This window comes from Pseudomonas sp. GW821-FHT01A09, from assembly GCF_058986725.1.
Map to the genome: position 1 here is coordinate 24310 of NZ_JBYSWB010000016.1, position 20198 is coordinate 44507.

At 62.3% G+C, this 20198-nt stretch carries 15 protein-coding genes; 7 read left to right on the top strand and 8 right to left on the bottom strand.

Going from position 1 to position 20198, the window contains the following annotated elements; translation table 11 throughout:
- The first annotated feature begins 14 nt into the window (after positions 1-14).
- The 4 genes from AC3WJP_RS18290 to AC3WJP_RS18305 all read left to right on the top strand — a co-directional run bounded on the left by AC3WJP_RS18290 (position 15) and on the right by AC3WJP_RS18305 (position 4145).
- Positions 15-1379, top strand: a complete 1365-nt coding sequence (locus AC3WJP_RS18290; RefSeq protein ID WP_493721975.1) for a 3-carboxy-cis,cis-muconate cycloisomerase — start codon at positions 15-17, stop codon at positions 1377-1379.
- A gap of 24 nt (positions 1380-1403) precedes the next feature.
- Positions 1404-2201 (top strand): 3-oxoadipate enol-lactonase, encoded by a 798-nt coding sequence (gene pcaD, locus AC3WJP_RS18295; RefSeq protein ID WP_493721976.1) that lies wholly within the window; start codon positions 1404-1406, stop codon positions 2199-2201.
- A 21-nt stretch (positions 2202-2222) separates the two neighbouring features.
- Entirely contained in the window at positions 2223-2618 is a 396-nt protein-coding gene (gene pcaC / locus AC3WJP_RS18300) for a 4-carboxymuconolactone decarboxylase (protein ID WP_493721977.1), read from the top strand.
- Positions 2619-2723: 105 nt separating this feature from the next.
- A complete protein-coding gene (locus tag AC3WJP_RS18305; protein WP_493721978.1) occupies positions 2724-4145 on the top strand; it encodes an FAD/NAD(P)-binding protein in 1422 nt (473 codons plus the stop codon).
- A 65-nt stretch (positions 4146-4210) separates the two neighbouring features.
- On the opposite strand, the gene AC3WJP_RS18310 is transcribed toward AC3WJP_RS18305, so the two are convergent.
- The 4 genes from AC3WJP_RS18310 to AC3WJP_RS18325 all read right to left on the bottom strand — a co-directional run bounded on the left by AC3WJP_RS18310 (position 4211) and on the right by AC3WJP_RS18325 (position 11833).
- Positions 4211-5527 carry an OprD family porin gene (locus tag AC3WJP_RS18310; protein ID WP_493721979.1) on the bottom strand — a complete coding sequence of 439 codons (1317 nt, stop codon included), beginning with the start codon at positions 5525-5527 and terminating at the stop codon, positions 4211-4213.
- 538 nt (positions 5528-6065) lie between these two features.
- Positions 6066-7520 (bottom strand): AdeC/AdeK/OprM family multidrug efflux complex outer membrane factor, encoded by a 1455-nt coding sequence (adeC, locus tag AC3WJP_RS18315; protein WP_493721980.1) that lies wholly within the window; start codon positions 7518-7520, stop codon positions 6066-6068.
- Positions 7517-10678: an efflux RND transporter permease subunit gene (locus AC3WJP_RS18320; RefSeq protein WP_493721981.1), complete on the bottom strand. Its 3162-nt coding sequence runs from the start codon at positions 10676-10678 to the stop codon at positions 7517-7519. The genes adeC and AC3WJP_RS18320 overlap by 4 nt, the downstream gene beginning before the upstream one ends.
- Before the next feature lie 3 nt (positions 10679-10681).
- Complete coding sequence (locus AC3WJP_RS18325) at positions 10682-11833, bottom strand: efflux RND transporter periplasmic adaptor subunit (RefSeq protein ID WP_493721982.1); 1152 nt, start codon at positions 11831-11833, stop codon at positions 10682-10684.
- Positions 11834-12092: 259 nt separating this feature from the next.
- On the opposite strand from AC3WJP_RS18325, the gene AC3WJP_RS18330 reads away from it, so the two are divergent.
- Positions 12093-12725 (top strand): TetR family transcriptional regulator, encoded by a 633-nt coding sequence (locus tag AC3WJP_RS18330; protein ID WP_493721983.1) that lies wholly within the window; start codon positions 12093-12095, stop codon positions 12723-12725.
- A gap of 110 nt (positions 12726-12835) precedes the next feature.
- Here the strand turns inward: AC3WJP_RS18330 and pobA are convergent, their stop codons facing one another.
- Positions 12836-14032, bottom strand: coding sequence for a 4-hydroxybenzoate 3-monooxygenase (gene pobA / locus AC3WJP_RS18335; protein WP_493721984.1), 1197 nt, complete (start codon positions 14030-14032; stop codon positions 12836-12838).
- 174 nt (positions 14033-14206) lie between these two features.
- Between pobA and AC3WJP_RS18340 the strand changes: the two genes are divergently transcribed.
- Both AC3WJP_RS18340 and AC3WJP_RS18345 read left to right on the top strand, forming a co-directional pair.
- Positions 14207-15082 (top strand): helix-turn-helix domain-containing protein, encoded by an 876-nt coding sequence (locus AC3WJP_RS18340; RefSeq protein WP_493722082.1) that lies wholly within the window; start codon positions 14207-14209, stop codon positions 15080-15082.
- A gap of 72 nt (positions 15083-15154) precedes the next feature.
- A complete protein-coding gene (locus tag AC3WJP_RS18345) occupies positions 15155-15391 on the top strand; it encodes a hypothetical protein (RefSeq protein WP_493721985.1) in 237 nt (78 codons plus the stop codon).
- Positions 15392-15395: 4 nt separating this feature from the next.
- On the opposite strand, the gene AC3WJP_RS18350 is transcribed toward AC3WJP_RS18345, so the two are convergent.
- The 3 genes from AC3WJP_RS18350 to bglX form a co-directional block, all read right to left on the bottom strand.
- Positions 15396-16019 (bottom strand): flavin reductase family protein, encoded by a 624-nt coding sequence (locus AC3WJP_RS18350; RefSeq protein ID WP_493721986.1) that lies wholly within the window; start codon positions 16017-16019, stop codon positions 15396-15398.
- A gap of 75 nt (positions 16020-16094) precedes the next feature.
- A complete protein-coding gene (locus AC3WJP_RS18355; RefSeq protein ID WP_493721987.1) occupies positions 16095-17408 on the bottom strand; it encodes an MFS transporter in 1314 nt (437 codons plus the stop codon).
- A gap of 225 nt (positions 17409-17633) precedes the next feature.
- Positions 17634-19934 carry a beta-glucosidase BglX gene (gene bglX, locus AC3WJP_RS18360; RefSeq protein WP_493721988.1) on the bottom strand — a complete coding sequence of 767 codons (2301 nt, stop codon included), beginning with the start codon at positions 19932-19934 and terminating at the stop codon, positions 17634-17636.
- Positions 19935-20198: the final 264 nt, after the last annotated feature.

The window sequence follows — 20198 nt, forward strand, 5'->3', positions numbered from 1 at the left end:
TGAGAGGTTGAGTTATGAGCGACAGACCGAGCAATCAGTTGTTCGATGCCTACTTCACCCGCCGCGACATGCGCGAGGTGTTTTCCGACCGCGGGCGGGTCCAGGGCATGCTGGATTTCGAGGCCGGTCTGGCGCGCGCCGAAGCTGAGGTGGGGGTGATCCCCCGTGAAGCTGTGGCATCCATCGAGGCGGCGTGCGACGCCGGCCTCTACGATTTCGAGGCACTGGGCGAGGCGATCGTCAGTGCCGGCAACTCCGCGATTCCACTGGTCAAGATGCTCGGCAAGCGCATTGCCGAAAAGGACGCCGGCGCCGAACGCTTCGTGCACCTGGGCGCCACCAGTCAGGACGTGATGGACAGCGGCCTGGTGCTGCAACTGCGCGCCGCGTTGGTGCTGCTGGAAGCCGACCTGGGCGAACTGGCCACGGTGCTGGCCGCGCAAGCGCAACGCTACGCCGCCACACCGATGGCCGGGCGCACCTGGTTGCAGCACGCCACACCCGTGACCCTGGGGATGAAGATCGCCGGCTGGCTGGGCGCCATTACTCGTCACCGCGAGCGCTTGGCGCAGCTCAAGCCGCGGCTGCTGGTGCTGCAATTCGGCGGCGCCTCCGGCAGCCTCGCGGCGCTGGGCGATCAGGCCTTGCCGATCGCGCAAGCGCTGGCCCGTACGCTGGACCTGACCCTGCCCGAGCAGCCTTGGCACACCCAGCGCGATCGCTTGGTGGAGTTCGCTGCGGCGCTCGGGCTGATCGCCGGCAGCCTTGGCAAGCTGGGCCGCGATGTCAGCCTGCTGATGCAGACCGAAGCCGCCGAGGTGTTCGAGCCCTCAGCGCCGGGCAAGGGCGGCTCGTCGACCATGCCGCACAAACGCAACCCGGTCGGCGCCGCCGTGCTGATCGGCGCCGCCAGCCGCGTGCCTGGGCTGGTCTCGACGATGTTCGCCGCCATGCCTCAGGAGCACGAGCGCAGCCTCGGCCTGTGGCACGCCGAATGGGACACCCTGCCGGAGATCTGCTGCCTGGTCTCGGGCGCGTTGCAGCAGGCCTTGCTGTTCGCCAAGGGCCTGGAAGTGGATGCCGAGCGTATGGCCAGGAACCTCGACCTGACCCAGGGGCTGGTGCTGGCCGAGGCGGTCAGCATCGTCCTGGCCCAGCGCCTGGGCCGCGATACCGCCCATCATCTGCTGGAGCAATGCTGCAAGCGCGCGGTGGCCGAAGGTCGGCACTTGCGTGCGGTGCTGGGCGACGATGCGCAGGTCACGGCCGAGCTGTCGGCTGGTGAGCTGGACCGTCTGCTCGATCCGGCCCACTACCTCGGTCAGGCGCAAGTCTGGGTCGAGCGCGCGGTGGCCGAACACATCCGATTCAATGCCTGATTCTTTGCCTGAAGGAGACTGCCCGTGGGAAGCGTACAACTCGCCGATGGCGAACTGAACTACCAACTCGATGGCCCGAGCGATGCACCGGTGCTGGTGCTGTCCAACTCACTGGGCACCAACCTGCACATGTGGGACACCCAGATTCCGGCCTTTACCGAGCATTTTCGGGTGCTGCGCTACGACACCCGCGGCCATGGCCAGTCATTGGTCACCCCCGGCCCGTACAGCATCGAGCAACTGGGCAAGGACGTGCTGGCGCTGCTGGACGCGCTGAACATCGACCGCGCGCATTTCTGCGGCCTGTCCATGGGCGGCCTGATCGGCCAGTGGCTGGGCATCAACGCCGGCGCGCGCCTGCGCCGCCTGGTCGTCTGCAACACAGCCGCCAAGATCGGTACCCCGGACATCTGGAACCCGCGTATCGAAATGGTCCTGCGTGATCGCGAAGCCGCCATGGTCGGCCTGCGCGACGCATCCATCGCCCGCTGGTTCACCCCGGACTATGCCCAAGCGCATCCGGATCAGGCCAAGCGCATCACCGACATGCTGGCCTCGACCAATCCTGAAGGCTATGCCGCCAACTGCGGTGCAGTGCGCGACGCTGACTTCCGTGAGCAACTGGGCGCCATCAAGGTGCCGCTGCTGGCCATCGCCGGCACCGAAGACGCGGTCACGCCGCCCGCCGGCAGCCTGTTCATCCAGGAGCACGTCAAGGGCGCCGAATACGCCGAGTTCCACGCCGCGCACCTGTCCAACGTGCAGGCCGGCGATGCCTTCAGCCAGCGTGTCATCGAATTCCTGCTGGGCAAGACCCACTAACGCGATTCCAGGGAGACTCTTGTGGACGAGAAAGAACGTTACGAAGCCGGCATGCAAGTGCGCCGCGCGGTGCTGGGCGAAGCCCATGTCGATCGCAGCCTGAAGAACCTTACCGAGTTCAACTCGGAGTTCCAGGAAATGATCACCCGCCACGCTTGGGGTGATATCTGGACCCGCCCGGGCCTGCCGCGCCATACCCGCAGCCTGATCACCATCGCCATGCTCATCGGCATGAACCGCAATGAAGAGCTCAAGCTGCACCTGCGCGCCGCGGCCAACAACGGGGTGACCCGCGCCGAGATCAAGGAAGTGCTGATGCAGAGCGCGATCTACTGCGGCATCCCGGCCGCCAACGCGACCTTCCACCTGGCTGAATCGGTGTGGGACGAACTGGGCGTCGAGTCCCGCGAAGGCTGATATCCTTCGGTGCGTTACCCGCAGCCCGCTCCCGCGCCACCGTGGGGGCGGGCTGTTGCGTTTGCGGGGCAGACTTTTTGGATATTCGAGAGTGAGTGCACGACCATGGATGAACCACAGGCCCTGAACCAGGCCGATATCTTGATCATCGGCGGCGGCCTGAGCGGCGCCTTGCTGGCCATGCAGCTGTTGCGACTGCCAGGTGCGCGGCACATCGTCGTAGTCGAGCCGCGGCCGGAGCTGGGGCGCGGCGAGGCATACAGCGCGACGGAACTGGGCCATACCCTGAACGGTAACGCGGCGCGCATGAGTGTCGATCCCGATGACGCCGACGATCTCACCCGCTGGCTGCAGGCCCACATTGCGGCAGGCGGCTGGCCGGAGTCGGCCGAACAGGAGGTTGCCATCGCCCATCTGTTTCCGCCGCGCGGGCTGTTCGGTGTGTATGCCCAGCAGCGTCTTGCCGAGGCGCTGGTGACGGGCACGGCCCGGGGTTCCAGCCTGCGCCATGTGCGCGACGAGGTGGTGGACCTGTACACCGATAGCCGCAGCGTTACGGTCACGCTGCGCGGCGGTGAGCAATGGCACGCTGGAGCGGCAGTGTTGGCGACCGGTATGTTCGCTGCCGCGCACACCTCGCAGCGCGATTCCAGCGGGCTCAATGCGGTCGCGCTGTCGCCGTGGAATGTGCAGGCATTGCGCGGTTTGCCCGTCGATGGCCGGGTGCTGATCATCGGCTCGGGATTGACCATGATCGATGCCTTGGCCTCCCTCGACCAGGCCGGACACCGCGGGCCGATCGAAGTGTTCTCGCGCCACGGCCTGTTGCCCCAGGTACGGCGCCAACCGCCCGCATGGGAAGACTTCCTGGCCCGGTCGCCGGAACTGCGCACGCCCTTGCAACTGCTGCGTGAGCTGCGCCGCCAATGCCGCCTGGCGATGCAAGCGGGTATCGATTGGCAGGCGCCGCTGGATACCGTGCGGGTGCATATCGCGCGGCTGTGGAGTCAGGCCAGCGATGCGCAGAGACGGCAATTCGTGCGTCACGTCCGGCCTTGGTGGGAAAGCCATCACCATCGTTCACCGCCCCAGGGCAACGCGTTGCTTGAACGCCTGCTTGCCGAAGGGCGCCTGAATATCCATGCAGCGTTTCTGCAAGGGCTGGAGGCGGGTGAGCAAGGGCGTCAGCGGATTCTTCTGCGTTATCGCGGGCAGGCCGGCACTAGCCTGGTGGAGGGCGATGGCCTGATCAATTCCAGTGGCATCGAATATGACTGGCGGCGGGTCGACAAAGCGCTGCCGCGGCAACTCTTGAGTCGTGGTCTGATCACGCCTGGCAATCTGGGCTTGGGGATCGCTGCGGATACGCAAGGTGCGGTGCTGAACGCGGCATTGCAACCGGCTCGGCGACTGTTCGCCATGGGTCCGCCATTGCGCGGCATGTGGTGGGAAAGCACCGCCGTGACCGATGTCGCCTTGCAGGCCAAGGCGTTGGCAGCGCATCTGGTGGCGCTGGAACGGGATTAGAACCGAACCCGCGCGCCATAAAACAACCCCCGCCAAGAGCGGGGGCTGTCGATTCAGCCCTGGGGTTACAGGAACGAAATCGGGTACTGGATGATCACCCGGTTCTCGTCGAAGCTGTTGGTGTTGCCATAGTTGCGGCGCAGGGTGGAGTTCCTCCAGCGCAGCGACAGGTTCTTGAAGGTACCGCTTTGCAGCACGTAGGCGATCTCGGTTTCGCGGCCGCGGTCCTCGCCATCGGTAACGCCGTTGGAGTGCACGTTGCTGCCTTCGATGAAGCGGTTCATCAAGGTCAGGCCCGGAACGCCAAGGCCGGCAAAGTTGTAGTCATGGCGGACCTGCCAGGATTTTTCATCCTTGAGCTCGTAGCTCCAGCCGTAACTGTCGTTCGCCAGAGTGCCGCCACTGGTACCGGCGATACGCTGCCAGGCGGCTTCGCCCATGACCTTCTGCAAACCGACGTAGAAGGTGTTGAAGCCGACCTTGAGCGAGAACAGCCCGGACATGGTGCGGTTGTCCTGATCGCCTGCCAGCCCCGAGCCATCGGTATCGCCGATGAAGTAACCGAGGTTGGCGCCTGCGGTGATGTTGTCGGTGATCGGCTGCGAGTGCAGGACCTGGAAGTATTTCTGGTGGTAGATATCTTCAAGCTGACCGTACCAGGCCCCCACCAGGGTACGTTTTTCGTTGAAGGTGTACTCGGCACCGGCGAAGTTATAGTGATCGCCGCTGATGCTTGGTTTGCCGTGGACCGTGGTGCCGGCGGTGTTGAGTGACAGGCGCTCCATGCTCGCATCGTTACGCTGGCTGTTGCCGCTGAACTGGCCCGCGTACAGGGTCACGCCCTTGATTTCCTTGGAGGTGATCTGGCCACCGCGAAGGGTTTGCGGCAGCGCACGGCCATCGTCGGCACGGACGATCGGCAGCACTGGCATCCACTCACCGATTTTCAGTTCGGTCTGGGAGATCTTCGCCTTGCCGGCGACTGCCAGGCGGCCGAAGTCATCCGCCGGCGTGTTGTTGTCGTGTACCGGCAGCAACTGGGTGCCGTAGGTGCCTTTGCCGCCATCGAGCTTGACCGCCATCAGGCCCAGCACGTCGAGGCCGAAGCCAACGGTGCCGTTGGTGAAGCCGGACTTGGCGTCGAGGATGAAGCTTTGCGTCCACTCGGCCGCTTGGCCACGTTTGGTCGGGCCCGGCACGGCGATCGACTTGCCGTTGTCGACGAAGTTGCGGTTGAAGTAGAAGTTGCGCAGGTTGAGGTTGACCTTGGCGTCTTCGAGGAAGCCGTGGGCGTCGTCGGCGAAGCCCGGAGCAGTGGCGCCCAACGAGGCCAGCGTCAGGAGGCTGAGGGTAACGCGGTGTTTGCCTGTGTGTTTGCTCATTTTTATTGTGTGCTCTTTTGGTGATCTGAATGCAGGTGCAAGCCGCAACGCCTATGTCGCAATCATGTGTTCAATGCGTTCGGATGCCGTCAGCGCTGCACGCTGGCGCATCTTGATGGGATCAATCGGGTAGGGGAGTGCGCATGGACATGGGGCTCAACCTGTTGTTATTTATTGTTGGTTATCGTGTGTTTCGACGCTTTCTTTAGCCTCTGCCCCGCGAAGGTACAGGAGGGCGTTTCTGTAAGCGGATGTTGCAAGCTTGACCCGGAGTGGGTCAATTCGCCGCACCACAATCTGGGCGATAAGCGAACACTAACTGTTTGGTTAATTTTGTGTCAAGTTGTCGGACAGGCGCGGATGTGGAATTTGTAGCAGGTGAATCTGGCGACGTCCAGTTTTTACTTTGAGAATGCAGTCCGCCCGTGGTTATAGGTTTTTGTCCAAATTGATACAGTTGCCAAGCTGGACTTGATCGTCGTACAAGCAAAAAAAAGCCCACCAGAAGGTGGGCTTTTTTAGTCAGCAAAGGCCGTTATCAGGTCTTTGGCGGCTGCGCTTGCGCAGCCTGGATCGGTTGCCCGGTCTGTTCGACCCAGCCACCGCCCAGTGCCTTGTACAGCGTGATCTCTGCGCTCAGCTGCGACAGGCGATCGGTGATCAGTGTCTGTTGAGCACTGAACAGCGAGCGCTGCGCATCGAGGAAGGTCAGGTTGCTGTCCACGCCGATACGGTAGCGACGCTCGGCCAGGCGGTAGTAATCCTGGTTGGCCTGGACGAAATCACGCTGGGCTTGCAACTGATCGTTGTAAGTCTTGCGTGCGGTCAAGCCGTCGGAGACTTCCTGGAAGGCCGTCTGGATGGCTTTCTCGTAGTTGGCGACGTTGATGTCTTTCTGCAGCTTGGCGTAATCCAGATTCGCTTCCAGCTGGCCGAAGTAGAAGATCGGCACGTTGATGGTCGGGGTGAACGACCAGCTGCCTTGTCCGCCCTTGAACAGGTTGCCCAGCTCGGCGCTGGACGAACCGGCGCCTGCAGTCAGGGTGATGCTCGGGAAGAACGCAGCCCGGGCGGCACCGATGTTGGCGTTGGACGCCTTCAGGGTGTACTCGGCCTGGAGGATATCCGGACGACGGGTCAGCAAATCCGACGGCAAGCCAGCAGGGACTTCGGTCAGCAGATCGCCGTCCAGCGGCTGGGAGGGCGCCAGGTTGGCCGGCAGACCGGTGCCCAGCAGCAGGACCAGGGAGTTTTCGTCCTGGGCGACCTGGCGCTGGTAGCGCGCCAGGGAAGCGCGGGCGCTCTCGACCGAAGTCCGCGCCTGAGCGAGGTCCAGCGCCGAGGACACGCCGACTTCGCTACTGCGCGAGGTCAGGCGCAGACTCTCTTCGTACGTCTTGAGGGTGTCCTGAGTCAGCTTCAGCAGCTCGCGGTCGGCTTCCCAGGTCATGTACGCCGTGGCCACACTGGCGACCAGACTGATCTGCGTGGAGCGTCGCGCTTCTTCGGTGGAGAAGTAGCTCTGCAACGCTTGCTCGGTCAGGCTGCGTACCCGGCCGAACAAGTCCAGCTCGTACGAGGAAATACCCACTTGCGCCGAGTAGCTGCCGCTGGTGGTGGTCTGTTGCGAGATGCTCAGGTCGGCAGGGGTGCGCTGACGCGTCCCGGTGACCGTACCGGCGATGGCCGGGAACAGGTCAGCCCGCTGAATGCGGTACTGGGCCTGAAAGGCTTCGACGTTCAGGGCCGCGACCTTGAGGTCGCGGTTGTTGGTCAATGCCACCTGGATCAGCTGCTGCAACGCCGGGTCGCGGAAAAACTGCCGCCAGCCCTGTTCGGCGGCGGCGACGTTGGCCGCCTCGGCTGGCGCGTACGCCGGCCCTTGCGGGTACTGATTGACGACCGGCGACTGCGGCGTCTTGTAATCGGGGATCAACGAGCATCCGCTGAGGATGACGGCGGTCACCGCGATGGAGATCAGTGACTTGCTCATTGGCCAGCCTCATCGTGTGAAATTTCGTTCTTTGGCGCCTTGTGCTTGTCCTTGCCCTTGAAGAGCGACGACACCGCCACGAAGAACATGGGCACCCAGAAGATGGCCAAGGTAGTGGCTGTGAGCATACCGCCGATCACGCCGGTACCGATGGCGTGCTGACTGCCTGAACCGGCGCCAGAGGAGATCGCCAACGGCACGACACCGAGGATGAACGCCATGGACGTCATCACGATCGGACGCAGTCGCATGCGGCAGGCCTCGGCGGCCGATTCGACCAGGCTCTTGCCCTGTTCATGCAGTTCCTTGGCGAACTCGACGATCAGGATGGCGTTTTTCGCCGCCAGCCCCACCGTCACCAACAGACCGACCTGGAAGAACACGTCGTTGGACAGCCCGCGCAAGTGCGTTGCGATCAGCGCACCGACCACGCCAAGCGGCACCACGAGGATGACCGCGATCGGGATCGACCAGCTTTCATACAGCGCCGCAAGACACAGGAACACCATGAGTACGGAAATCGAATACAGGACAGGTGTCTGCGAACCGGAGAGCTTTTCCTCGTAGGACAGGCCGGTGAACGAGTAGCCGATGCCGGCTGGCAGCTTCTTGGCGATGGCTTCGACTTCATCCATGGCCTGACCCGTACTGTAGCCCGGCGCCGGCGTACCGAGAATCTCGACCGCCGCGACACCGTTGTAACGTTCCAGTTTTGGCGAGCCGTACACCCACTTGCCGGTGGCGAAAGCCGAGAACGGCACCATGGTCCCGGAGGAGTTGCGTACGTACCACTTGTCCAGGTCTTCCGGACTCATGCGTGCGCTTGCAATGCCTTGCACGTAAACCTTCTTGACCCGACCACGGTCGATGAAGTCGTTGACATAGGCGCTACCCAGAGCGGTGGAGATGGTGGTGTTGATGTCGGCGATGGAAAGGCCCAATGCACGGGTTTTTTCGTCATCGAGTTCCAGCTGGTACTGCGGTTCGTCGGCCAGGCCGTTCGGACGGGTAGCGGCCAGGATCTTGCTCTGAGCCGCCAGGCCGAGGAACTGGTTGCGCGCTTCCATGAGTTTTTCATGGCCCACGCCGCCCTGGTCCTGCAGATAGAAGTCGAAGCCCGTGGCGTTACCCAGTTCGAGTACCGAAGGCGGTACCACGGCGAACATCATCGAGTCGCGGAACGAGAAGAACTTCTGCTGGGCGCGCTTGGCTACCTCGAACACGCTCATGGTGGAATCGCGATCTTCCCACGGCTTGAGCAGCACGAATGCCAGGCCCGAACTCTGGCCACGACCGGCGAAGTTGAAGCCGTTGACGCTGAATACCGAACCTACCGCTTTACCTTCACCGTTTTTCTCGTCCAGCAGATACTCGCGCATCTTGTCGAGTTGTTCCTGGGTACGCTGGGCCGATGAGCCGGCGGGCGTCTGGACCTGGGCGAAGATCACGCCTTGGTCTTCATCGGGCAGGAAGGCTGCCGGGATAATGGTGAACATGTAGATCATGGCCGCAACAATGCCGCCATAGACCAGGAAGGCCGGGATCCGGTGGGTCACGATCTTGCGAACGCCGCCTTCGTAGTGGTCCACGCCGCGATCGAACGTGCGGTTGAACCAGCCGAAGAAGCCCCGCTTGGGTTGCCCGTGCTTGTCCGCGTCAACGGGCTTGAGCATGGTGGCGCACAGCGCCGGGGTGAAGATCAGCGCAACCAGCACCGACAACGCCATCGCCGAAACGATAGTGATGGAGAACTGCTTGTAGATCACACCCGTGGAACCACCGAAGAAGGCCATTGGCAACAGTACCGCCGAGAGCACCATGGCGATACCCACCAACGCGCCCTGGATCTGCCCCATGGACTTCTTGGTGGCCTCCTTGGGCGACATGTGCTCCTCTGCCATGACCCGCTCGACGTTCTCCACCACGACGATGGCGTCATCCACCAAAAGACCGATGGCCAGGATCATGCCGAACATGGTCAGGGTGTTGATGGTGAAGCCTGCTGCGGCGAGGATACCGAAGGTGCCGAGCAATACGACCGGTACCGTCATGGTGGTGATGATGGTGGCGCGCAGGTTTTGCAGGAACAGGTACATCACCAGGAACACCAGGATGATGGCCTCGACCAGGGTGTGTACCACACCGGTGATCGATTCCTTGACCACTGGCGTGGTGTCATACGGGTAGACCGCTTTCATGCCTGGCGGAAAGAACGGCTCCAGCGTGGAGATGGTCTTGCGGATGGCAGCGGCGGTGTCCAGAGCGTTGGCGCCCGGCGCCAGTTTGATCGCCATGCCTGAAGCCGGCTTGCCGTTGAACTGCGCATCGATTGCGTAGTTCTGGCCTCCCAGGGCCACGTCGGCGACGTCCTTGACGCGTACCTGGGAACCGTCGGGATTGACCTTGAGCAGGATGTTCTTGAACTGGTCAGCCGTCTGCAAACGGGTCTTGCCGATGATGGTGGCATTCAACTGCTGACCGGGGACAGCCGGCAGCCCGCCGATCTGGCCGGACGAAACCTGTACGTTCTGAGCAGAAATGGCGGTGGTGACATCGCCGGGGTTGAGCTGATAGTTGTTCAGCTTGGCCGGATCCAGCCAGATACGCATCGCGTACTGCGAACCGAACACCTGGAAGTCGCCCACGCCATTGGTACGCGAGATCGGGTCCTGGATGTTGGATACGATGTAGTTGGACAGGTCGTCCTTGGTCATGGTGCCGTCAGTGGAGACCAGGCCGATCACCAGCAGGAAGTTCTTCACTGCCTTGGTCACCCGGATGCCTTGCTGCTGTACCTCTTGCGGCAGCAGCGGGGTGGCCAGGTTGAGCTTGTTCTGCACTTGAACCTGGGCGATGTCGGGGTTGGTACCCTGATTGAAGGTGGCGGTGATGGTCATGCTGCCATCGCTGTCACTTTCCGACGATACATAACGCAGGTTGTCGATACCGTTAAGCTGCTGCTCGATGACCTGCACCACGGTGTCCTGCACGGTTTGCGCGGAGGCACCCGGGTAGGTGACCTGGATCGCGATGGCCGGCGGGGCGATCGAAGGGTATTGGTTGATCGGCAACTTGACGATCGAGATCCCCCCGACCAGCATGATCACCAGGGCGATTACCCAGGCGAAGATGGGGCGGTCGATAAAAAATTTCGACATGGTTTACTTCCCTTGGCCGCCGACGGCATTACCGTCTGCGGGGGTGGCTGCCTTGGCGTTGCCGGCTTCGGTAGCCTTCACTTCAACGCCGGGCTTGACGTACTGCAGGCCTTCGGTAATGACGCGGTCGCCCGCGTTGAGGCCTTTATCCACCAGCCAGAAGGTCCCGGCAGTCTGGGTGGCTACCAGCTCGCGCGACTCGACCTTGTTGTCCTTGTTCACCACCATCGCGGTAGGCACGCCGCGGATGTCGTGGGTGACGCCTTGCTGCGGCACCAGGATGGCCTGGGCGGCGACGCCGGTCTGCAGGCGGGCGTGAACGAACATCCCCGGCAGCAACTGGTGATCCGGGTTCGGGAACTTGGCGCGCAGGGTCACGGAGCCAGTGGTCTGGTCCACCGAGACTTCGGAGAACTCCAGAGTGCCTTCTTGAGGGTACTCGCTGCCATCTTCGAGGGTCAGCTTGATCTTCGCGCCGTTGGCGCCGGCTTTCTGCAGCTGACCGCTGGCCAGTGCGCGGCGCAGCTTGAGCATGGCCGTGCTCGATTGGGTCACGTCGACGTAGATCGGGTCCAGCTGCTGAATGGTCGCCAGCGCGGTGGTCTGGCCATTGGTCACCAGTGCGCCTTCGGTCACGGCGGAGCGGCTGATGCGCCCGGAGATAGGCGCCAGCACCTTGGTGTAGCGCACATTGATCTGGGCGGTACGCAAGGTGGCTTCGGCTTGCAGGGAAGTGCTGCGCGCGTTGTCGTATTCCTGACGGCTCACGGCCTGTTCATCGATCAGCTGCTTGTAGCGATCGGTCAGGGATTTGGCCGACTGCAGGCTGGCCTGCGCGCTTGCCAGCGTGGCTTCGTAGGTCGCCGGATCGATCTGATAGAGCTGCTGACCTTCCTTGACGTCGGTACCTTCGGTGAACAGACGCTTGAGGATGATGCCATCCACCTGCGGCCGTACCTCGGCGACGCGGAAGGCCGTGGTGCGGCCCGGCAGATCGCTGGTCAGGGTGTAGGACTGGGGTTGGAGGGTAACGACGCCGACCTGAGGAGCGGGAGCGGGGCCGGGGGCGGCCGCTTCTTCCTTCTTACAGCCACTTAGCACGGAGGCCAGGGCGATGGCGGATACCAAGGCGGTAACAGCTGGCTTGAATTGCATGAAGATCCTCGGTCATGAGCACGCAGGGGGCCCATAGGATAATGGAATTATGTAAAAAAATGTTTCAACTAGATAAGTAGCTTACTAACGAATATACTTACGTTCACGGCTGTTTGTAAACACCTTTGTCGGTTCCATGCACCAGCCGTAACAGCTTGTTGAAAAAGCCCGGGAAGAAAGCGCGACAATGGCTCACCCGGTTCCGATCTCAGGGCGCTTCAAGGTCCGCCGGAGATCTCCTGATCGAGGTTCTACTGCCATGGTTCGTCGTACCAAAGAGGAAGCGCTGGAAACTCGCCGGCAAATTCTCGAAGCGGCAGAAAAAGCGTTCTACGACCGTGGTGTCGCACGCACGACGTTGGCCGATATCGCTGCCATGGCGGGCGTCACGCGCGGGGCCATCTATTGGCATTTCAGCAACAAGGCGGATCTGGTGCAGGCAATGCTCGACAGCCTGCACGAGCCATTGGATGAACTGGCGCGCGCCAGTGAAAATGAGCAGGAGCTTGACCCGCTGGGATGCATGCGTCAGCTGCTGGTGCAATTGTTTCAGCAAATTGCCACGGACCCGCAGACCCGACGTATCAACGAAATCTTGTTTCATAAGTGCGAATTCACCGATGAAATGTGCGACTTGCGTCGTCAGCGCCGCGAAGTGAGCGCAGACTGTAATGTGCGCATCGATTTGTCATTGCGCAATGCGGTCAATCGCGGCCAATTGCCGCGGGACCTGGACACGGCGCGCGCTGCGATGAGCCTGCATGCGTTTATCGACGGCAACATCGCACAGTGGTTGCTGCTGCCCGATAGCTTTGATTTGTACGTCGAGGCCGAGCGATTGGTCGGCACGGCGCTCGACATGCTGCGGTTGTGCCCGTCGTTACGCAAATGAATGTTTTTGTCCAGATGTAACATTTTCCTACGCGGCGTGCCTCGCGCCAGCGAAAACGCCGCCCGCCGAGTTCACGGCGGGCGGCGTTTTGCGTTCAGCGGCCAGAGTTTTCAGTCGTTCGCCGGGTCCACGGCCTCGTAGGGCAGCCCCACGTAGTTTTCCGCGATGGTGGTGCGACCGGCGGCGGAACTCACGAAATAATCCAGTTCGGTCTGCTGGATGCGCTGCGTGAAGGGGTCGGCATCCGGGAAGCGGTGCAGCATCGAGGTCATCCACCAGGAAAACCGCTCGGCCTTCCACACGCGTCGCAGGCAGATGGCCGAATAGCGTTGCAGCAGGTCGGTACGGCCGTGCCGATAGACCTTGCAAAAGATATCGAACAGCGTGCTGACATCGCTGGCGGCGAGGTTCAAGCCCTTGGCGCCGGTGGGCGGGACGATATGGGCCGCGTCCCCCACCAGGAATAGCTTGCCGTACTGCATGGGTTCGACCACGAAGCTGCGCAGCGGGGCGATGCTTTTCTCGATCGAAGGGCCGGTCACCAGGCGCTCGGCGAGGTCCGCCGGCAAACGGGCCTTGAGTTCGTTCCAGAAGCGTTCGTCCGACCAGTCTTCGACTTTTTCGTCGGCGTCGACTTGTACGTAGTAACGGGTGCGTGTGGGCGAGCGCATGCTGCACAGGGCGAAGCCGCGCTCGTGGGTGGCGTATACCAGTTCTTCGTTGACCGGCGGGGTATCGGCGAGGATACCCAGCCAGCCGAACGGATAGACGCGCTCGAACGTCTGCAGTACCCCGGCCGGGATCGATTGCCGGGCAACGCCGTGGTAGCCGTCGCAACCGGCAATATAGTCACAGTCGAGGCGGCAGTTTTCGCCGTCCTTTATATAGGTCACATACGGCTGTTCGCCTTTCATGTCGTGCAACTGCACGTCGCTGGCTTCGTACACTGTCTGGGCGCCGACTGCCTGGCGGGCTGCCATCAAGTCACGGGTGACCTCGGTCTGGCCGTAGATCATGACCGATTTGCCACCGGTCAGGCCGGCCAGGTCTATGTGCACGCGACGCCCGTTCAAGGCCAGTTCGACACCGCTGTGGGGCAAGCCCTCGGCGTCCATGCGTTGGCTGACGCCAGCTTTGCGCAACAAGTCGACCATGCCCTGCTCGAGCACGCCGGCACGGATGCGACTCAGCACGTAATCGGGCCCCTGGCGTTCGAGGATGATGTTGGATATCCCGGCGTTGTGCAGCAGCTGGCCGAGCAGAAGTCCGGACGGACCGGCACCGATGATTGCGACTTGAGTCTTCATTATTGTTGTCTCGTGCGATTTCGCCGTGGGCATGTCGCGGCCCGGCGAAGGTATTTTTATGATTGGACTGTCGGTATTTTTCGCTTGTGGGTAGGGCTTTAAAAGGGGAAATTGGCGTATTAGTCTGTACTTTTCGCCAATCGGGGCGATTATCGGATGGGAGGTTGGGCGGTGCTGTCGACAGTGATCCCGGTGTTCAAGCTCTATGGCGAGGGGCAGGATTGGGCCACGCCTGACCTGCTGCATTGCGAAACCATCCCCAAGCGCAGCCGCGTGCACCATTGGGAGATTCAGGCGCACCGACATGCCGATCTGTGCCAACTGTTGTACCTGCACAAGGGTGTCGCGCGGATCGAGATCGAAGGGCAATCCTTCACCTTGAACAGGCCGGCCGTGCAGGTCGTCCCACCGTTGTGTGTGCATGGTTTCCGCTTTTCCGAGAACGTCGACGGCTTCGTCCTGACGCTGGCCGCGCCGCTGGTGACGCAGTTGCAGGCGCAACCTGGCGTGAGTGGCGATGTGCTGGGCAGCGCGGCGACCTATCCGGCCGGTCGCGATCGCGCTTATCTGAGTCGGTTGTTCAGCACCTTGCAGCATGAGTATCAGAGCGAGCAGCCGGGGCGTGATCTGCTCATGCTGTCGCTGGTCAACGTCCTGGGTGTGTGGGTTGGGCGGCAGTTCATCGAGCGTCGCGCGGCGGCCCAGGCACCCGAACGCGGGCGAGAATATTTCAGCCGCTTCAGTGCGCTGGTCGAACGCCGTTATGCGCAGCATCGCAGCATCGAGCAGTTGGCCCACGAAGTCGGTATCTCGGTGGCGCACCTGAATGTCATCTGTCGCGAGCTGGCGGGTCAGTCAGCCTTGCAGGTGGTGCATCAGCGGCTGTTGCTGGAGGCCAAGCGCAACCTGATCTACACCAACATGACCATCAACCAGTTGGCCGAGCGTTTGGGTTTTGCCGATCCGGCTTATTTTTCGCGGTTTTTTCGGCGTTTGACCGGGGTGTCGTCCAAGGTGTTTCGCCAGCAGGACGTCAGCCAGCGACGTTAGCGGGGCATCGTGCGGCGGCCTTCGGGCAGGTAGAATGCGCGGCAATTTCCCGGTCAATGGTGGAGCACACAGATGGCACGCAGAGCATTCACGCGGCATGAGGCTGTATCGGCGGTCGTCCCCAGCGAGGGCGTCTACCGCGCCGCGATCGCGGTGAAGACCCTGGAAGGCGGTGGGGCCCCGCAGTTCCACAAGGTGCTGGAAGGGCAGACGTTCAAGACCGCTCATGATGCCGACATGGCCGCCTGCGAGGTGTTGCTGCAACTGGCCGATGTCGATGATGACGGCCAGTTGCAGTGGCACCCTTGATCGATCAGGCCTTGGGGCGGTGCATCTGGAACAGTGCCTCGGGCCCCAGCTGGAAATAATCCGCCGGGCCACCGCCACGCAGAATCGGCTCGGCCGCTGCGGTGTCATAGATGCCGTCCTTGAGCAGCGACTGAGCGATATGCACGGCGACCACCTCGCCGAGGATCAACCAGCTCGGTACCAATTGCCGATCGGCGCGTTGTAGCTGGACGATCTGGGTGACCTTGCACTCGAACGCCACCGGCGTCTCCTTGACCCGCGGCACGGCGACGATCTGCGAGGGCGCTGCGGTCAGTCCGCTCAATTCGAACTCATTGACCTCCGGAGCCACCGGCGCACAGCTCTGGTTCATTGCCTCGGCCAGCGGCCGCGTCGCGAGGTTCCAGACGAATTCGCCGGTGGCTTCGATGTTGTTGAGGCTGTCTTTGCGCCCGATGCTGCAGAAACCGATGATTGGCGGAATGTAGTTGAAGGCGTTGAAGAAGCTGTACGGCGCCAGATTGAGCTTGCCGTCCGCACTGTGGGACGAGATCCAGCCGATGGGGCGCGGGCCGACGATGGCGTTGAAGGGATCGTGGGGCAGGCCGTGGCCGTTGGCGGGTTGGTAGCTGTAGATGCTGTCTGTCACGGTGACTGATCCTCATGGCGGCGAATGCCCCAGTGTACGCCAACATTGGGGCAGACGACGCTCAGGCGCGGGTGATCAGTCGGTATCGATGCGCGAGTGGTCGCGGGTGTCCTTCATGAACACGTACACCAGCAGCGAGCAGCCAATGCAGGCCGTGACGTACCAGTAGTAACCGCTTTCCATCCCGGCCTGCTTGAACCACAGGGCGATCAGCTCGGCGGTGCCGCCGAAGATCGACACGGTCAAGGCATAAGGCAGGCCGACGCCCAATGCGCGGATCTGGGCCGGGAACAGCTCGGCCTTCACTATTGCGTTGATCGAGGTGTAACCGCTGACGATGATCAACGCCGCCATGATCAGGAAGAACGCTCCCCACCAGGTTTCGATGGTGTGCAGGGTGGTCAGGATCGGCACCGTGAACAGCGTACCCAGGATGCCGAACGCGATCAGGATCGGACGCCGGCCGATCTTGTCCGACAGCGCGCCGATCAACGGCTGCAGGCACATGAACAGGAACAGTGTGGCGGCGGAAATGGCCGTCGACTCGCCCTTGCTGAAGCCCACGGTGTTGACCAGGTACTTTTGCATGTAGGTGGTGTAGGTATAGAACGCCAGGGTACCACCCATGGTCAGGCCGACCACGGTGAGCAATTCCTTGGGATGGCGCATGAGGATAGCGATGGTGCGTTCCTTCTTTTTGCTCTGTTGAGTCTTGGTGAAGGATTCTGTCTCTTCCATGCCGCGACGCAGGTACAGGGCGACCACTGCGCACATCGCCCCGATCACGAAGGGCACACGCCAGCCCCAACTGATCAGTTGCTCTTCGGTGAGCGTCTGTTGCAGGACGATCAGGACCGCCAGGGCAATCAGTTGCCCGGAAATCAGCGTCACGTACTGGAAGCTGGAGAAGAACCCGCGGTGTTCCTTGCTGGCCATCTCGCTCAGGTAGGTGGCCGAGGTACCGTATTCACCACCTACCGACAGCCCTTGCATCAGGCGCGCGAGCACCAGCAGGATCGGCGCGGCGACGCCGATGGTTTCATAGCCCGGGGTCAGGGCGATGACCAGCGAGCCGAAGCACATCAACAGCACCGAGGCCATCAGCGCCGCCTTGCGCCCTTTGCGGTCGGCATACAGGCCCATCAGCCAGCCGCCCAGAGGGCGCATCAGGAAGCCGACGGCGAAGATGGCAGCGGTATTGAGCAGTTGTGCGGTGAGGTCTCCCTTGGGGAAGAACACCTGAGCGAAGTACAACGAAAAAGCCGCGTAGACATACCAGTCGTACCACTCGACCATGTTGCCCACCGAGCCGCTGAAGATCGAGCGCAGGCGGCTCGAGGTGGTGCGGGTGGCTGTCGCATCGGCAGATGCAGGTGCAGAGCTCTGCATGGAATTCCCCAGTGTTGGTTTCTTGTAGGGCGCGCAAATTAGCACGGCGCTCGCGACGACCCGGGCAGGCATATTTACAAGGTATTTCAGGGGATGCCGAAAGCGGCCGAGTAGAGAGCTTTGCCGCCGCTGGAGTGGGGGCGAGAGGATTTGTAGCTAATTATGTAATGAGGTCGCCGGACCGCTCGAGCAAGCGCAGGATGGCCTGCGCTGGCTCGTGGCGGCTTACATCAGTTCGAAACTCTGCTGCTTGACGTTCTGCGAATCCAGACCGATCTGCACGTTGAACTGCCCAGGTTCGGCGACGTACTTGAGCTGGCTGTTGTAGAACTTCAGGTCGTCCGCACTGATGCTGAAATGCACGACCTTCTGTTCGCCTGGCGCCAATTGCACCTTCTCGAAGTTTTTCAGCTGCTTGACCGGGCGGGCGATGGAGGCGGTGACGTCGCGCAAGTACAGCTGCACCACGGTGGCGCCGGCGACCTTGCCGGTATTGGTGACGGTCACGCTGGCATCGAGCTTGCCGCCCTTTTTCAGCGTCTGCGCCGACAGGGTCACGTCCGACAGGCTGAAGTCGGTGTAGCTCAGTCCGTAGCCGAACGGATACAGCGGGCCGGTTTCATCGTCGAAGTATTGCGACTTGTAGTTGCCCGGCTGCCCCGGCACCACCGGGCGGCCAATGCTCATGTGGTTGTAGTAGGTGGGAATCTGGCCGACGGAGCGCGGGAAGGTGATCGGCAGTTTGCCCGAGGGGTTGTAGTCGCCGAACAGCACGTCAGCGATGGCGTTGCCCCCTTCGGTGCCGCTGAACCAGGTCTCCAGCATCGCATCGGCCTGGGTGCGCTCGTTCACCAGGGATAGCGGCCGACCGTTCATGAGCACCAGCACCAGGGGCTTGCCGGTGGCCTTGAGGGCCTTGATCAGATTGCGCTGAACCTCGGGGATTTCCAGGGTCGTGCGGCTGGCGGATTCGTGGGACATGGGCCGCGCCTCACCGACCGCGGCGACGATCACGTCGGCCTGCTGGGCGGCCTGCACTGCTTCGGCGATCATCTGCTGGTCGGAGCGCGGATCGTTCTGGACCTCGACACGGTCCTGGGTGATGCCGTTGAGGAAGTCGATGGTCTTTTGATCGTCGGTGATATTGGAGCCGCGTGCGTAGATCACCTTGGCCTTGTCGCCGACGGCATTCTGCACGCCTTGCAGCAAGGTCACGGTCTGCTCGTAACGACCCGCGCCCGACCAGCTGCCGAGCATGTCGGCGTGGGAGTCGGCCAGCGGCCCGACCAGAGCGATGGTGCCTTGCTTCTTGAGCGGCAACGTCTGGTTGCGGTTTTCCAGCAGCACCATGCTCTTGCGCGCGACCTCGCGGGCGGGCTCGCGGTGCAGGCGGCTTTCGGCATTGATGTCCACCGGGTCGTCGCTGGCCTTGCCGATGCGCCGGTAGGGATCGGCGAACAGGCCCAGGTCCCACTTGGCGCCGAGGACTTCGCGCACGGCGTTGTCGAGCTGGCGCTCCGGCACCTTGCCGGACTTGATCAGCGCTGGCAGCTCGGAGCCATACAGCGAGTCGTTCATGCTTTGATCGATACCGGCGGTGATCGACTGCTGCGCGGCATCGGCGCCATCGCGGGCGACACCGTGCTTGATCAGCTCGGCAATGGCGCCGTGGTCGCTCACGGTCAGGCCCTTGAAGCCCCAGTCCTTGCGCAGCAGGTCCTGCATCAGCCAGGTATTGGAGGTGGCCGGCACGCCGTTGATCGAGTTCAGCGCCACCATGACCCCGCCGGCACCGGCGTCGAGCGCGGCGCGGTAGGGCGGCAGGTAATCGTTGTACATGCGCACCGGGCTCATATCGACGATGTTGTAGTCACGCCCACCCTCGACCGCGCCGTACAGGGCGAAGTGCTTGACCACCGCCATCAGGCTGTCGGGATCGCTGAGCCGTTTGCCCTGATAGCTCTGCACCATCACCTTGGCGATGCGCGACACCAGGTAGGTGTCCTCGCCGAAACCTTCACTGGTGCGGCCCCAGCGTGGATCGCGGGCGATATCGACCATCGGCCCGTAGGTCATGTCAAGGCTATCGGAAGTGGCTTCGATCGCTGCGGTGCGGGCGCTCAATGCGATGGCGTCCATATCCCAGCTGGCCGCCAGGCCCAGGCTGATCGGGAACACGGTTCGCTGGCCGTGGATCACGTCATAGGCGAACGACATGGGGATTTTCAGGCGGCTGTGCTTGACTGCCGCGTCCTGCATCATGCGGTTGTCCGGTCGGTTGACCGAGTTGAAGGTGGCACCGATGCGGCCGGCGGCGATTTCCTTGGCGATCTGCTCGCGGGTCATCTCCGGGCCGATACTGATCAGGCGCAGTTGCCCGATCTTTTCGTCCAGGGTCATGCGTTTCAACAGATCGTCGATGAACGCCTCCTTGTTCTGGTTCGCAACGGCAACGGTCGAGACAGCAGCCTGGACCGGTTGAAACGCCAGACCCACGCACAGGGCCAGCAAGCACAACTTGTTCATTGAGTATTCTCGGGGCGTACAGCGGTATCGGCAGAAGATACGGCGCCGCCAAAGTCAAAAGGGAAGCGGTTGTTATTGTTCGAAGCTGGGCATCTTTTAGCCGATTGCGCGGCTGCAATCCAGCCCCGGTGCATCATGGCAGGCGTTGCAGGGCCTTGCGGCCCGTAAACACGGCACCTTGAATACGGCATTCTGCTGCGAGTGAAATGCGACAGCACGTCGGAGCAAAGCATTTACTCCGTGCTCGCGAACGCGCAGCGCCGT